Genomic DNA, 13,701 nt, shown 5'->3' with positions numbered 1-13,701 from the left:
ACTTTCCCCGAAACTGACGGCGGTTCGCCGAACGAACCCCGCCAGGCGCTCGCGTTTCGGAAGCTGTGCAGTATGACAGGTTTGAGCGTGTTAGGGGCTTAGATTCCGTTTTACGCGGGTAGCCTGGCGCGGTCGTTTCGTCGTGCGGAGCCGGGGGCCGGTCATGAACGCTCGCAGGGTCACGGTCGCCGTGGAGGCGGTGCTGACCGCCGTGGTCGTGGCGGTGGCGGGGCTGGTCTCGTTCGCGGGCCCGGCCTCCTCCCACGCCCCGTCGGTCGCGCCGCTGCCGCCGCTGATCAGCGAGCCGTCGGTGGACGGCCAGCTGCTCAACGGCGCCGACGTGCACATGGAGGCGCAGCCGTTCGCCGACCCGGACGTGCACGACACGCACGCGTGCAGCGACTGGGAGATCTGGTCGGTCGCGCCCGCCCCGGTGGAGCGGGTCTGGTCCGGCCAGTGCGTGCACGGCGCCACCCGGCTGCACGCGCACCTCGGCAACGGGCACTTCGAGGGCTCGCTGGCCGGGCAGGCGGAGCTGCCGCCGGGGCGTGACTTCGAGGTGCGGGCCCGGTTCCGCTCCTCCTCGGCCGATCCGGCGACGCAGTGGAGCCCGTACGCCACCCGCACCTTCCGCACCGACGTGCAGCTCGCGCCGCTGCCGGGCGCGCCGCAGTGGCGCACCCTGCAGGACGGGTACGTGGTCGAGGAGGTCGCGTCCGGGTTCGCGCTGCCGGTCGGTATCGCGATGGCGGCGCGGCACCCGGCCGACCCGGCCGCGCCGCGCTTCTACGTAAACGAGCTGTACGGGCAGATCAAGGTGGTCCGGGGCGACTTCAGCGTCACGACGTACGCCAAGGACCTGCTGAACTTCGACCCGACCGACAAGTTCCCCGGGGACGGGGAGTTCGGGCTGGGCGGCATCACGGTCGAGCCGGAGTCGGGCGACCTGTTCGCCGCCCTGGTCTACAAGGCCGGGAGCCGGTTCTTCCCGAAGGTGGTGCGGCTGACCAGCTCCGACGACGGTCTCACCGCGACGAAGGTGACCACGGTGCTGGACATGAAGGGCGAGGACATGGTCGCCTCGCACCAGATCTCCAACCTCACCATCGGGCCGGACGGCAGGCTGTACGTGCACGTCGCCGACGCGTTCGAGCCGAAGACGGCCAAGGACAAGAACTCGTTCCGGGGCAAGGTGCTGCGGCTCAACCTGGACGGCAGCGCGCCGCAGGACAACCCGTTCTACGACGCCGACGACGGCATCAAGGCCAGGGACTACGTCTTCGCGCTCGGCTTCCGCAACCCGTTCGGCGGTGCCTGGCGGGCCGCCGACGGCCAGCACTACTCGGTGGAGAACGGCCCGTCCATGGACCGGTTCGCGCGGGTCACCCGGGGGACCGACTTCGGCTGGTACGTCGGCGACAGCGCGATGAAGAACAAGGCGCTCTACAACTGGAGCGTGGCGCACGCCCCGGTCGGCATCACGTTCGTGCAGGAGGAGAACGGGCAGGGCGCCGGGTTCCCGAAGGAGGTGTACGGCAACGCGTACATCTCGGAGAGCGGGCCGACGTACGCGTCCGGGCCGCAGGTGCGCGGCAAGCGCATCGTGATGTTCGCCTTCGACGCGAAGGGCAAGGTCACCGGCCCGAAGACGCTGGTCGAGTACAACGGCAACGGCAAGTCCACCATCGCGGGACTGGCCGCCGGCACCGACGGGCTCTACTTCAGCGCGCTCTACCCCGACGACGCCAAGGACGGGCCGTACGCGCCGAAGGCCAAGCTCTACCGGGTCCGCTACGCCGACAAGGCCGGTGCCGCGCCCAAGGCCGCCAAGGTGGACAAGAAGCTGTGCACGGACGACGAGCTGAAGGTGTCGGCGTCACCGGCGAAGGCGGCGGTGGACCGCAAGAGCCCGCTGAACATCACGCTCAAGGTACAGAACACGGCCAAGCGCTCGTGCGTCCGCGACCTCGGCGCCGACCTGCAGGAGCTGCAGCTGCTGCGCGACGGGGAGAAGGTGTGGTCGTCCGACGACTGCGGCCCGCTGCACGGCAACCAGGTGGTGCGCCTCGGCCCCGGCGACTCCCGCAGCTACACCGTCACCTGGAACGGCAAGCAGAGCAACACCTGCGAGAAGAAGGGCGGACGGCGGGTGCCCGACGGGTCGTCGCCGGCCGTGGGGGCGTACGAGATCGTCGCCCGGGTCGGCAGCGACCGCAGCGAACCCGTCCCGCTCCGGATCAAGTGATCCCGACTGGTGGCACGCGCGGGCCTGCGAGGAGTGGCGGGCCCGCGCCGTGACAGACTGGTGATCGTGTTGCGTTGGCTGACCGCAGGGGAGTCGCACGGGCAGGCGCTGGTCGCCGTGCTCGACGGCGTGCCCGCCGGAATCGAGATCACCAGTGACGAGATCGGCCTCGAGCTGGCCCGCCGCCGCCTCGGCTACGGCCGCGGCGCGCGCATGGCCTTCGAGCAGGACGTGGTGACGATCCTCGGCGGCGTACGGCACGGCCGCACGCTGGGCAGCCCGGTCGCCATCCAGGTCGGCAACTCCGAGTGGCCCAAGTGGGAGACGGTCATGTCGGCCGACCCGGTGGACCCGGAGCTGCTGGCCAAGCAGGCCCGCAACGCGCCGCTGACCCGACCCCGCCCCGGCCACGCCGATCTGGCGGGCATGCAGAAGTACGGTCACGACGACGCCCGGCCGATCCTGGAGCGCGCCAGCGCCCGGGAGACCGCGGCCCGCGTCGCCGTCGGCACCGTGGCCCGGTCGCTGCTGCGCCAGGCGCTCGGCATCGAAATCCTGTCGCACGTCATCGAGCTGGGCTCGGTCGCGGCCAAGCCCGGCCTGGTGCCGGTGCCCGGCGACACCGAGCGCATCGACGCCGACCCGCTGCGCTGCCTGGACCCGCAGGCCAGCGAGCGCATGGTCGCCGAGGTCGACGCCGCCAAGCGCGACGCCGACACCCTCGGCGGCATCGTCGAGGTGCTCGCCTACGGCGTGCCGCCGGGCCTGGGCACGCACACCCAGTGGGACCGCAAGCTCGACGCCCGCATCGCCACCGCGCTGATGTCCATCCAGGCCATCAAGGGTGTCGAGATCGGCGACGCGTTCACCCAGGCGCGCTCGCGCGGCTCGGTGGCGCACGACGAGATCGTGCCCACGCCCGACGGCGTGAAGCGGGTCACCGACCGGGCCGGCGGCCTGGAGGGCGGCATCACCTCCGGCGAGCCGCTGCGGGTACGCGCCGCGATGAAGCCGATCTCCTCGCTGAACCGGGCCCTGTCCACCGTGGACGTCACCACGGGCGAGGTCGCCACCGCCATCAACCAGCGCTCCGACGTGTGCGCGGTGCCCGCCGCGGCGATCGTCGCCGAGGCGATGATGGCGCTGGTGCTGGCCGAGGCGGCCGTCGAGAAGTTCGGCGGCGACTCGGTGCCCGAGATCCGGCGCAACGTCGCCGGCTACCTGGACAACCTGCTGATCCGCTGAGGAGGAGACGACCGTGAGCAGGCCGTTGTGCGTGCTGGTGGGCGCGCCCGGGGCGGGCAAGTCCACCGTGGGCCAGCTGCTGGCGCAGGCGTACGGGGTGCCGTTCCGCGACACCGACGCCGACGTCGAGGCGGCGGCGGGCAAGCCGATCTCGGAGATCTTCATCGACGAGGGCGAGCAGCACTTCCGGGCGATGGAGTCGGCCGCCGTCGCGGCCGCGCTCGCCGAGCACGAGGGCGTGCTGGCGCTGGGCGGCGGCGCGATCCTCGCCGAGGCCAACCGGGACCTGCTGGCCGGGCACACCGTGGTCTACCTCAGCGTCGAGCTGTCCGACGCGGTGGCCCGCACGGGCCTGAGCCAGGGCCGCCCGCTGCTGGCCCTCAACCCGCGCGCCACCCTGCGCTTCCTGCTCGACCAGCGCCGGCCGCTGTACGAGCAGGTCGCCACGTTCACCGTGGCCACCGACGGGCGCACCCCGGAGGAGATCACCGCCGAACTCGTCGAGCTGCTGAAGGGCTGACCGTGCCGGACCTGACCCGGATCCCCGTCGGCGGCGAGCGGCCGTACGACGTCTTCGTCGGCCCCGGCGTGCTGGCCGAACTGCCCACCGTCACCAAGGGCGCCGACCGGGCCGCGGTGCTCTACGCCCCGCCCGTACGCGGCTACGCCGAGCAGGCCGCCGCGCTGCTGACCGGTTCCGGCACCGAAGTGGTCATGGTCGAGGTGCCTGACGCCGAAGCCGGCAAGAGCATCGCGGTCGCCGAGCGCTGCTGGGACGAGCTGGGCAGGGCGTCCTTCACGCGTAACGACGTCGTGGTCGGTGTGGGCGGCGGCGCCGCGACCGACCTGGCCGGCTTCGTCGCCGCCTGCTGGCTGCGCGGGGTGCGCTGGGTCCCGGTCTCCACCAGCATCAACGGCATGGTCGACGCGGCCGTCGGCGGCAAGACAGGGGTGAACACCGCCGCCGGCAAGAACCTGGTCGGCGCGTTCCACCCGCCCGCCGGGGTGCTGTGCGCCACCGACGCGCTGGCCACCCTGCCCCGCGAGCAGCTGCTCGCCGGGATGGCCGAGGTGGTCAAGGGCGGCTTCATCGCCGACCCGATGATCCTCGATCTGATCGAGCGCGACCCGGCGGCTGCCGTGGACCCGGCCGGGCCGGTGCTGCGCGAGCTGATCGAACGCAAGATCGCGGTGAAGGCCCGGGTGGTCGGCGAGGACCTGCGCGAGGCCGGGCTGCGCGAGATCCTCAACTACGGTCACACGCTCGGCCACGCCATCGAGCGCCGCGAGCAGTACCGCTGGTCGCACGGGCACGCGGTCAGCGTCGGGCTCGTCTACGCCGCGCGGCTCAGCGTGCTCACCGGCCGCCTGGACGAGGCCACCGAGGCGCGGCACGCGGCCATCCTGAGCTCGCTCGGGCTGCCCGTCTCCTACCCGGCCGACGCCTGGGACGAGCTGCGCGCCACCATGTCCGTGGACAAGAAGGCCCGCGGCCGGGCGCTGCGCTTCGTGCTGCTGGACGGCCTGGCCCAGCCGGTCACCGTGCCCGTGGACGACGAGGCGCTGCTCGCCGCGGCCTACCGGTCCGTCGCCGCCTGACCCGTTAGGACGCATGCATGAAGGTCTACGTGCTCAACGGCGTCAACCTGGGCCGCCTCGGCACCCGCCAGGTCGACGTGTACGGCGCCACCACGTACGCCACGCTCGTCGAGCTGTGCGAGAAGACCGGCTCACAGCTCGGGCTGGACGTCGAGTGCCGGCAGACGGACGCCGAGGCCGAGCTGGTCGGCTGGCTGCACCAGGCCGCCGACGAGCGCGCGGCGGTGGTGCTCAACCCCGGCGCCTGGAGCCACTACTCCTACGCCGTGCGCGACGCGTGCGCGATGCTCAACGGCCCGCTGGTCGAGGTGCACATCTCCAACATCCACGCCCGCGAGGAGTTCCGGCACCACTCGGTGGTCTCCGCCGTGGCCACCGGCGTCATCGCCGGCCTCGGCGTCGACGGCTACCGCCTCGCCCTGGAGCACGTCTTCCACCTGCTGGACCGCTGACCGCCGCCGGACACGGCATACCGTCGCATCGCCTTTGCTCTGCACACAAATACGCACCCGACGCCGGTGGTCCGGTGCGTATTTGTGTGCAGAGCAAAGCGGCCGGAACTGTGGTAGGCATCCTGGGCGTGCGCGGCGGGGCACGCCGGAGGGTGGCGTGTAGCCTGGCCCCGCCGCGCACCCTGACTCAGCGCACGCCGGTGGCTTCGCTGAGCAGCTGATGGACCTGCGGCCCGGCCACACGCACCACCTGGGTGCCCTCGCGCGGGCCCTCGGTGACCGCCTCCAAGCCGAGCCGGGCCGCGGCGGCGACCAGGGCCTGCGCCGCGGCCTGTGACCCGGCGCGCACCGTCAGCCGGCCGGGCCTGGCCTCGACCCCGCCGGTGAGCAGCGCCATCCGCCACAGGCCGAGTGCCGCCTGGCGGGCGTCGGCAGCGGCGGGCGTCGCCGCGAGCAGCCGGGTCCGGCTGCGCCAGGCACCGGTCAGCGCCCGGGTGATCCGGTTGTACGACCCGGCCGGCACCTCGACGCGCAGCCCGTCGCGCTCCGTGTGCACCACGTTCGCCCAGGTCAGCGTCGAGAGCAGGCTGGCCAGGCGGGTGGCCGCGGGGGCCGAGGAGGTATGCGCGACAGCCGCGGTGCCGGGCCGGTGCCAGCCGGACGGGCGCAGCTCCTGCCAGGCGAACGCGGCTTCGAGCAGGGGATAGGCGCCCAGCGGGGCCTGGGCGAGCGCGCGCTGCAGCGGGTCGGCGCCGGCCGGCGCGGCTTGCCGCGGGAGGTCCGCGATCAGGGTCGCTGACATGGGACGTGCTCCTCTCAGGCAGATGATCTAGGTACGTGGGATCTCGCGGTCGGCGACGACCATGCCGTCGGTCACCCGGTAGGCCCACAGCACGACAGCGGTGTCGACGAGCTCGCCCTGGGGTGTGAACTGCAGCCGCCCGGTGACCCCGTCGTGCGCATACGCGTCGACGAAGGCCTCCATGTCGCGGCGGGTGGCCCGGCCGGCCTCGAACCCGGCCAGGAAGATCGAGGCGGCGTCGTACGCCTCGGCGCTGTAGGTGCCCGCGTCCCGGCCGAACTCGGCGCGATAGCTGCCGGGGAAGTCCCGGGCGGCGCGCTCGGGCGGCAGGCAGGGGCAGGTGATGACGGCGCCCTCGGCGGCGCGCTTGCCGGCCGCGCGCACGAAGCCCGCGTCCTTGACGCCGTCGCCGGCCACGAACGCGGCCGTCACGCCCGCCTCGCGCATCGCCTTGAGCAGCGTGCCCGCGCCGGAGTAGTAGCCGCCGTAGAAGACCACGTCGGCCCCGGCGGAGCGGATCTGGCTCACCACCGAGGAGAAGTCGACCTGGCGCGGCGGCACCGAGGCGCGCTGCACCACCTTGCCGCTGAGCGTGGCGGCGACCTCGTCGGCCAGCCCTCGCCCGTACGCGCCGGTGTCGTCGACGACGAACGCCTTGCGTGCGCCGAGCACGGTGTCGATGTAGCGGGCCGCGGCGGGGCCTTGCGAGGCGTCGTTGCCGAGCAGCCGGTGGAACGTGGACCAGCCGCGCTGGGACAGGTTGGTGCGGGTCGCCGACACCGTGACGACGGGTACGCCGCCCTGGTCGAGCAGTGGCCCGGCGGCCTCGGCCTCACCGGAGAAGGCCGGGCCGATCACGCCCATGATCTTCGGGTCGGCGACGATGTTCTGCACCAGCGCCGGGGCCTGCTTGGGATCGCCCTGCGAGTCGAAGGCCACCAGCTCCGCCGGGCAGTCCGGGTGGCGCTTGCGGTACTGCGCGAACGCCAGCTCGGCGCCCGAGCGGATGTTGCCGCCGAGATCGGCCGAGTCGCCGGTGAGCGGGCCGATCACCGCGACCTTCATGCCGCACACCTGCGGGGTCGCGAGCGGGGTCGCGGCCGCGTCACAGCCGGCGGTCGCCAGCGCCACCAGCGCCAGAACCGCCGTCAGCCGTGCGTACGGCACTCGCAACAGACTTACTCCTCGCGTAGGGTGCGCCTATCCTGCCCGGATGAGCGTGAGGATTAGATGAGTAACCCGGTGGAAACCGCCCGGCGACCCGCACCCGTGGTGCTGGCCGCCGTGTTTCTGCTGGTCACGACCCTACTGGGTGGCTGCGGCAGCGACCAGGAGCCGCCGCGTACGGCCCCCCTCAGCCCCGCCGGCCGCCCCTCGCAGCCCCAGGCCGCCCTCTACGGCATCAGCTCCGACACCCTCGGCTGGGTCGTGATCGACGCCCAGGGCTACGTCCTCTACCGCAGCGAGCGCGACTCGGCCCGCCCGTCCCGCTCCGCCTGCACCGGCGCCTGCACCGTCCAGTGGCTCCCCGTCCCCGCCGCCGACCCCATCCGCGTCGAGGGCATCGACCGCCAGCTCGTCGGCACCGTCCTCCGCCCCGACGGCACCAGACAACTCACCCTGGCCGGCTGGCCCCTCTACGGCTACGCCGGCGACCGCATGCCCGGCGACACCAACGGCCACGCCAAAGACGGCCACTGGTTCGCCGTAACCCCCATCGGCACCCGCGCCGGCCCCACCCCCAGCTGACCCCGCCCCCGCCCCTCTCTCTCCCGCCGATCTTGCGTGAACTGCGGGTGCGACACGCATAAACCGGGCAAAAGGGCAACACTTCGCGCAAGATCGACGCGATCTTGGCGCGGACCGCGGACCGCGGACCGCGGAGCCGCGGGGGTGGGTCAGGGGAGGGTGAGGGTGGCTTCGGTGCCGCCGCCTTCGGCGGGGGTGAGGCGGAGAGCGCCGCCGTGGAGGTCGGCCACCCAGCGGGCGATGGCCAGGCCCAGGCCGGTGCCGGTGGGGGAGCCGGGGCGGAAGCGCTCGCCGTCGGCGGGCAGGCCGGGGGCGGGGCCGGGGCCGTCGTCGCGGACCACGACCAGGCCGGGGGCGACGGTCAGGGTGATGGCGGCGGGGGCTTCGGCGTCGCGGCCGTGCTGGACGGCGTTGTGGATCAGGTTGCGCAGGGCGATGCGGACCAGGGTGGGGTCGCCCAGGGTGACGGTGGGCTCGGTGTGCAGCGTGGCGGTGTGCGGGGGCTGCACGGTCTCGGTCAGCACCTCCTCGGCGAGCTGGTCCAGCCGGAAGCGCTGGCGCTCCAGGTGGCGCAGGCCGGCGACCAGGCGGGCGCGGGTGAGCAGCGCGGCGACGGCGTCGGTGAGCCGGTCGGTGGCCTTGATGACCCGGCGCAGCGCGTCCGGCTGCGCCTTCGGGTCGGCCAGCGCGCCCTCGGACACGGCCCGGATCACCGTCAGCGGGGTACGCAGTTCGTGCGCGGCGTCGGCGACGAAGCGCTCCTGCTGGGTGAGCGCGTCGGCGATGGGCTGGGTGCCGCGGCGGGCCAGCAGGTAGCCGCCGAGGCAGGTCATCGCGGTGAACGCGGTGCCGCCGACGATCAGCGCCACGGCCAGCCGCCGGTGCGCGGCCTCACCCGGGCCGGGGTCGGCGACCGCGACCACGGTGCCCGCGATCACGCCGGTGTCGGCGTGCCGGAAGGGCACGGCCAGCAGGTGCACGATCTCCTGCCGCTCGTCGCGGATCGCCTCGCTGACCTCGCCGCCCGCCGCGTGCACCGTGCGGGCCGGGCCGAGCAGCGTCGGCGGCGGGATGACGGCCAGCCGGGCGGGATGCGCGAAGACCAGGGAGACGTCGGTGCGGTTGGCCTCGTACACGTACACCGCGGTGGAGCCCTGGGCCACCGCGTTGTCGTAGAGCTTGTCCAGCAGCAGCGCCCCGGAGTCGTAGTAGAGCAGCGCGACCGCGGTGCTGGCGGTGCGGTGGAGGTCGGCGGTGACCGCCTCGGCCCGCTGCCGCTCGTCCACCACCAGGGCCACCGCGCCCATCCCGGCCAGGCCGAGGATGTTGAGCGCGAGCAGCAGCGCGGTGAGCCGCAGCCGCAGCCCGGCCAGCCGCTCGGCCGTCTGCAGCTGCCGGGTGCTCCGCTTCACGCCGCCTCCCCGCGCGCGCTCATCGTCCCGCCAGGTCGATGCGGTAGCCGGAACCGCGCACCGTGGTGATCAGCGGCGGGTCGCCGAGCTTGCGGCGCAGCTGCCCGACGACCACGTCGACCACGTTCGAGGCGGGGTCGGCCAGCTCGTCCCAGCAGTGTTCGAGCAGGTCGGAGCGGCTGACCACGGCGGGGCGGCGGACCAGGAGCATCTCCAGCACGGAGAACTCCTTCGGGGTGAGGGTGAGCAGGATGCCGTCGCGGCGCACCTCGCGCCGGGCGGTGTCGACCTCGACGTCTCCGGCGCGCAGCACGGCCGGCACGGTGCTGCCGCGGCGGCGGCACAGCGCGCGTACCCGCAGCACCAGCTCGGCGGCGACGAACGGCTTGACCACGTAGTCGTCGGCCCCGGCCTCGAACCCGGCCACCCGGTCGGTGACGTCGTCGAGGGCGGTCAGCATCAGCGCGGGCACGGCCAGCCCGGCGGCACGGCGGCGGCGCAGCTGCCCGGCGGAGTCACCCTCCGGGAGGATGCGGTCGAGCACCAGGCAGTCATAGTCGTTGACGCTGATGGAGACGTCGGCCTGGCTCCAGTCGGCGGCCTGGTCGACGGCGAAACCGACCGCACGCAGGGCGGTCACCACCACGCCCCGCACCTCGGGATCGTCCTCCACGACCAGCACCCGCACGGCGGCGAGGCTAACAGCACACCCGTAATCCGGGCCACCCACGCGGCGGCGCCGAGATCACGGGCCGGTAAAGTAGTCGGGTCTGTTCTTTGTCAAGTATCTGATCATGTAACGGGAGCCTGGCTGTGGCCACCACGAACGACCTCAAGAACGGCATGGTGCTCAACCTCGACAGGGAGCTCTGGGCCGTCGTCGAGTTCCAGCACGTAAAGCCCGGCAAGGGTCCGGCGTTCGTGCGGACGACGCTCAAGCACGTGCTCACGGGCAAGGTGGTCGACAAGACCTTCAACGCCGGCACCAAGGTCGAGACCGCCAACGTCGACAAGCGCCAGATGCAGTACCTCTACGCCGACGGCGAGGACTTCGTCTTCATGGACCTGGACACCTACGACCAGATCCACGTCAACGGCGAGACCGTCGGCGACAACGTGAACTACCTGCTCCCCGAGGCCGAGGTGATCGTCGCCACGCACGAGGGCGTGCCGCTGTACGTCGAGCTGCCGACCAGCGTCATCGTGCAGGTCAAGTACACCGAGCCGGGCCTGCAGGGCGACCGCTCGACCGGTGGCAACAAGCCGGCCGAGATCGAGACCGGCGCGACCGTCCAGGTGCCGCTGTTCATCACCACGGGTGAGAAGATCAAGGTCGACACCCGCGACGGCCGTTACCTGGGCCGGGCCTGATGGGCCTCGGGCCCGTCCGGAGGATCGCACGTGGCTGAGGGACCCAAGTCGCAGATGCCGGCCCGGCGCCGGGCGCGCAAGCGCGCGCTCGACGTGCTCTACGAGGCCGATCTGCGCGACCTGCCGGTGCGCACCGTGCTGGCGGCGTACCTGGAGCGGCTGCCGACCCCGCGACCGGAGCACCTGCCCTACGCGGTGTCGCTGGTCGAGGGGGTGAGCGAGCACCTGGACGAGATCGACGAGATGATCGCCACGTTCGCCGAGGGCTGGACCATCGACCGGATGCCGGTGGTGGACCGCAACCTCGCCCGCATCGCCGTGTACGAGCTGCTGCACGTCCCCGACGTGGACGACCCGGTGGCCATCACGGAGGCGGTCGAGCTGGCGAAGGAGATGTCGACCGACGACTCGCCCCGCTTCCTGAACGGCCTGCTGGGCCGGATCGCCGACTACGCCCCCCGGCACTGAGCACCGAACCGAGCTGCGAAAGCGGCCCTTCCCCAGGTGGGGAAGGGCCGCTTTCGTCGGTGCGGGAGTGTGTCAGCTGGCGAAGAAGGCGCGCGGGTCGGCCACGAGCACTCCGTGGTCGGCCAGGCGCTCGATCAGCTCGCTCGGCGTGCAGTCGTAGAAGACGGCCAGCGCCTGCAGGTCGACGGCGCGGATGGAGAGCACCCGGCCGTTGTAGTCGCCGCGCTGCTGCTGGATGGCGCGGGCGTAGCGGGCCACCGAGGCGAGGTCCTCCTTGGCGCCGTCGTACAGGCGCTCCAGGTCCAGAACGATCTTGCTGGTGGCTTCCTGGCGCGGCGCGGGGCCGTCGGGCAGCAGCTCGCCGACGGGCACGCGGTAGAAATCGGCCAGCTCGGCCAGTCGGGACACCGTGACGGCACGGTCGCCTCGCTCGTACGAGCCGACGACCACGGCCTTCCAACGCCCGTTCGACTTCTCCTCCACGCCCTGCAGGGACAGGCCCTGCTGCTGGCGGATGGAGCGCAGTCGCGCACCGAGGGACTTGGCGTAATCAGACGGCATTCCGACACTCCCAGCTATGGGCCGGGGCGGGTTCCCCGACGATCGCTACGCAGCGTGACGGTACGGCGCTAACGACACGCGGTCAAGTGCTCGTTGACCACAAGTTGAGACAACCTCATCCGACCGGCTTGATCAACTGAACTGATCCGCCAGGTGCAATGGTATGACCTGCGGATTGACTAGCCCCCGTACGTATCGCCGCCTGTCTCACTGCTAAGTTTAATGCTGACCTTGACATCCTTTAACGACCCGTCCCGTGAGGCGGGGAAGGAGGTCTGCCTTGGCGCGCCCAACGACAGACGAGTCGTCCGCACCAGCGCAGCAGCCGGCCGCACCGGCTCCCACGAAGATCGTTCTCTCCGCCGCGGACGTCTCCCGCGTGGTGGACCGCATCGCGCACCAGATCCTGGAGAAGACCTCCGGCGCCGCCGACGTGGTCCTGCTCGGCATCGCCACCCGCGGGGTGCCGATCGCCCACCGGCTGGCCGAGCGCATCCGGGCCTTCGAGGGCCGCGACATCCCGGTCGGCACGCTCGACATCACCCTCTACCGCGACGACCTGCGCAGCAGTTCCGTGCGCGCGGTCGGCCGCACCGAGGAGCCCGCGGGCGGGGTCGACGGCCGCAAGGTCGTCCTGGTCGACGATGTGCTCTTCTCCGGCCGCACCATCCGGGCCGCCCTCGACGCGCTCAGCGACCTCGGCCGCCCGGCCGCGGTGCAGCTGGCCGTACTGGTCGACCGCGGCCACCGGCAGCTGCCGATCCGGGCCGACTACGTCGGCAAGAACATCCCCACCGCCCTGTCCGAGCAGGTCAAAGTGAAGCTGACCGAGATCGACGGGGCCGACGAGGTGGTCCTCATCAACGCGGGGAAGGGTGACGCCCGATGAAGCACCTGCTGTCGACGGCCGACCTGGACGCGGCCACCGCGATCGAGATCCTGGACACCGCCGCCGAGATGGCCAGCGTGTCCGGCCGTGAGATCAAGAAGCTGCCCACGCTGCGCGGGCGGACCGTGGTCAACCTCTTCTACGAGGACTCCACCCGGACCCGGATCTCGTTCGAGGCCGCCGCCAAGCGGCTGAGCGCCGACGTGATCAACTTTTCGGCCAAGGGCTCCAGCGTGGAGAAGGGCGAGAGCCTCAAGGACACCGCCTGGACGCTGCAGGCCATGGGCGCCGACGCGGTGGTCATCCGGCACCCCGCCTCCGGCGCGCCGCACCGCCTCGCGAACTGGGTCACCGGCAGCGTGCTCAACGCGGGCGACGGCACCCACGAGCACCCCACCCAGGCGCTGCTCGACGCGTACACCATGCGCTCGCGGATGGGCCGGCTCGACGGCCTGCACGTGGCGATCGTCGGCGACGTGCTGCACAGCCGGGTGGCCCGCTCCAACGTGCTGCTGCTTAACACGCTCGGCGCCAAGGTCACCCTGGTCGGCCCGCCGACGCTGATCCCGACCGACCTGAACACCTCGGTCCAGCTCAACTACGACCTCGACGCGGTGCTGCCGCAGGCCGACGTGGTGATGATGCTGCGCGTGCAGCGCGAGCGGATGACCGACTCGTACTTCCCCTCGGCGCGGGAGTACTCCCGCCGCTACGGCCTGGACGGCGCGCGCCTGCGGCGGATGCCGTCGCACGCGATCGTCATGCACCCCGGCCCGATGAACCGGGGCATGGAGATCACCCCCGAGGTGGCCGACTCACCCCGCTCCACCATCGTCGAGCAGGTCACCAACGGCGTCAGCGTGCGCATGGCCTGCCTTTACCTCCTCCTCGGGGGAGCCCGATGACCC

At 72.3% G+C, this 13,701-nt stretch carries 15 protein-coding genes; 10 read left to right on the top strand and 5 right to left on the bottom strand.

Translation table 11 applies throughout. The features are described 5' to 3' along the window. Window positions 1-163 precede the first annotated feature (163 nt). From Cba03nite_RS26070 to aroQ, 5 genes are all read left to right on the top strand, one after another. On the top strand, window positions 164-2,245 hold the full coding sequence (locus Cba03nite_RS26070) for a PQQ-dependent sugar dehydrogenase (RefSeq protein WP_203751327.1): 2,082 nt from the start codon (window positions 164-166) through the stop codon (window positions 2,243-2,245). A 66-nt stretch (window positions 2,246-2,311) separates the two neighbouring features. Next, window positions 2,312-3,490, top strand: a complete 1,179-nt coding sequence (gene aroC / locus Cba03nite_RS26065; protein WP_203751324.1) for a chorismate synthase — start codon at window positions 2,312-2,314, stop codon at window positions 3,488-3,490. A gap of 13 nt (window positions 3,491-3,503) precedes the next feature. Continuing rightward, complete coding sequence (locus Cba03nite_RS26060; protein WP_239126011.1) at window positions 3,504-4,010, top strand: shikimate kinase; 507 nt, start codon at window positions 3,504-3,506, stop codon at window positions 4,008-4,010. A gap of 2 nt (window positions 4,011-4,012) precedes the next feature. Continuing rightward, window positions 4,013-5,089: a 3-dehydroquinate synthase gene (aroB, locus tag Cba03nite_RS26055; protein WP_203751309.1), complete on the top strand. Its 1,077-nt coding sequence runs from the start codon at window positions 4,013-4,015 to the stop codon at window positions 5,087-5,089. A 17-nt stretch (window positions 5,090-5,106) separates the two neighbouring features. Further along, window positions 5,107-5,541, top strand: coding sequence for a type II 3-dehydroquinate dehydratase (gene aroQ / locus Cba03nite_RS26050; protein WP_203751306.1), 435 nt, complete (start codon window positions 5,107-5,109; stop codon window positions 5,539-5,541). 187 nt (window positions 5,542-5,728) lie between these two features. On the opposite strand, the gene Cba03nite_RS26045 is transcribed toward aroQ, so the two are convergent. Further along, window positions 5,729-6,343 (bottom strand): hypothetical protein, encoded by a 615-nt coding sequence (locus Cba03nite_RS26045; RefSeq protein ID WP_203751303.1) that lies wholly within the window; start codon window positions 6,341-6,343, stop codon window positions 5,729-5,731. Window positions 6,344-6,370: 27 nt separating this feature from the next. Beyond that, window positions 6,371-7,510, bottom strand: a complete 1,140-nt coding sequence (locus tag Cba03nite_RS26040; RefSeq protein ID WP_239126017.1) for a branched-chain amino acid ABC transporter substrate-binding protein — start codon at window positions 7,508-7,510, stop codon at window positions 6,371-6,373. Between the two features lie 63 nt (window positions 7,511-7,573). Here Cba03nite_RS26040 and Cba03nite_RS26035 point away from each other — a divergent pair, with 63 nt between their 5' ends. After that, window positions 7,574-8,092, top strand: coding sequence for a hypothetical protein (locus tag Cba03nite_RS26035; RefSeq protein ID WP_203751297.1), 519 nt, complete (start codon window positions 7,574-7,576; stop codon window positions 8,090-8,092). Window positions 8,093-8,241: 149 nt separating this feature from the next. On the opposite strand, the gene Cba03nite_RS26030 is transcribed toward Cba03nite_RS26035, so the two are convergent. Together Cba03nite_RS26030 and Cba03nite_RS26025 are read right to left on the bottom strand one after the other, a co-directional pair. Continuing rightward, window positions 8,242-9,504 (bottom strand): sensor histidine kinase, encoded by a 1,263-nt coding sequence (locus Cba03nite_RS26030; protein WP_203751294.1) that lies wholly within the window; start codon window positions 9,502-9,504, stop codon window positions 8,242-8,244. 19 nt (window positions 9,505-9,523) lie between these two features. Continuing rightward, entirely contained in the window at window positions 9,524-10,192 is a 669-nt protein-coding gene (locus tag Cba03nite_RS26025) for a response regulator transcription factor (protein WP_203751291.1), read from the bottom strand. Window positions 10,193-10,317: 125 nt separating this feature from the next. Here Cba03nite_RS26025 and efp point away from each other — a divergent pair, with 125 nt between their 5' ends. Both efp and nusB read left to right on the top strand, forming a co-directional pair. Then, window positions 10,318-10,875, top strand: coding sequence for an elongation factor P (gene efp, locus Cba03nite_RS26020; RefSeq protein ID WP_203751288.1), 558 nt, complete (start codon window positions 10,318-10,320; stop codon window positions 10,873-10,875). Between the two features lie 54 nt (window positions 10,876-10,929). Beyond that, the gene (gene nusB, locus Cba03nite_RS26015; protein WP_203751591.1) at window positions 10,930-11,343 is read left to right on the top strand and encodes a transcription antitermination factor NusB; all 414 of its coding nucleotides are present in this window, start codon (window positions 10,930-10,932) and stop codon (window positions 11,341-11,343) included. A gap of 72 nt (window positions 11,344-11,415) precedes the next feature. On the opposite strand, the gene bldD is transcribed toward nusB, so the two are convergent. Then, entirely contained in the window at window positions 11,416-11,904 is a 489-nt protein-coding gene (bldD, locus tag Cba03nite_RS26010) for a transcriptional regulator BldD (RefSeq protein WP_203689965.1), read from the bottom strand. A 280-nt stretch (window positions 11,905-12,184) separates the two neighbouring features. Between bldD and pyrR the strand changes: the two genes are divergently transcribed. Continuing rightward, the gene (gene pyrR / locus Cba03nite_RS26005) at window positions 12,185-12,793 is read left to right on the top strand and encodes a bifunctional pyr operon transcriptional regulator/uracil phosphoribosyltransferase PyrR (RefSeq protein ID WP_203751285.1); all 609 of its coding nucleotides are present in this window, start codon (window positions 12,185-12,187) and stop codon (window positions 12,791-12,793) included. Continuing rightward, the gene (locus Cba03nite_RS26000) at window positions 12,790-13,698 is read left to right on the top strand and encodes an aspartate carbamoyltransferase catalytic subunit (protein WP_203751282.1); all 909 of its coding nucleotides are present in this window, start codon (window positions 12,790-12,792) and stop codon (window positions 13,696-13,698) included. The genes pyrR and Cba03nite_RS26000 overlap by 4 nt, the downstream gene beginning before the upstream one ends. Window positions 13,699-13,701: the final 3 nt, after the last annotated feature.

It is taken from the genome of Catellatospora bangladeshensis, from assembly GCF_016862575.1.
Taxonomy (GTDB): domain Bacteria; phylum Actinomycetota; class Actinomycetes; order Mycobacteriales; family Micromonosporaceae; genus Catellatospora; species Catellatospora bangladeshensis.
This window is presented reverse-complemented; position numbering and strand designations above follow the sequence as displayed.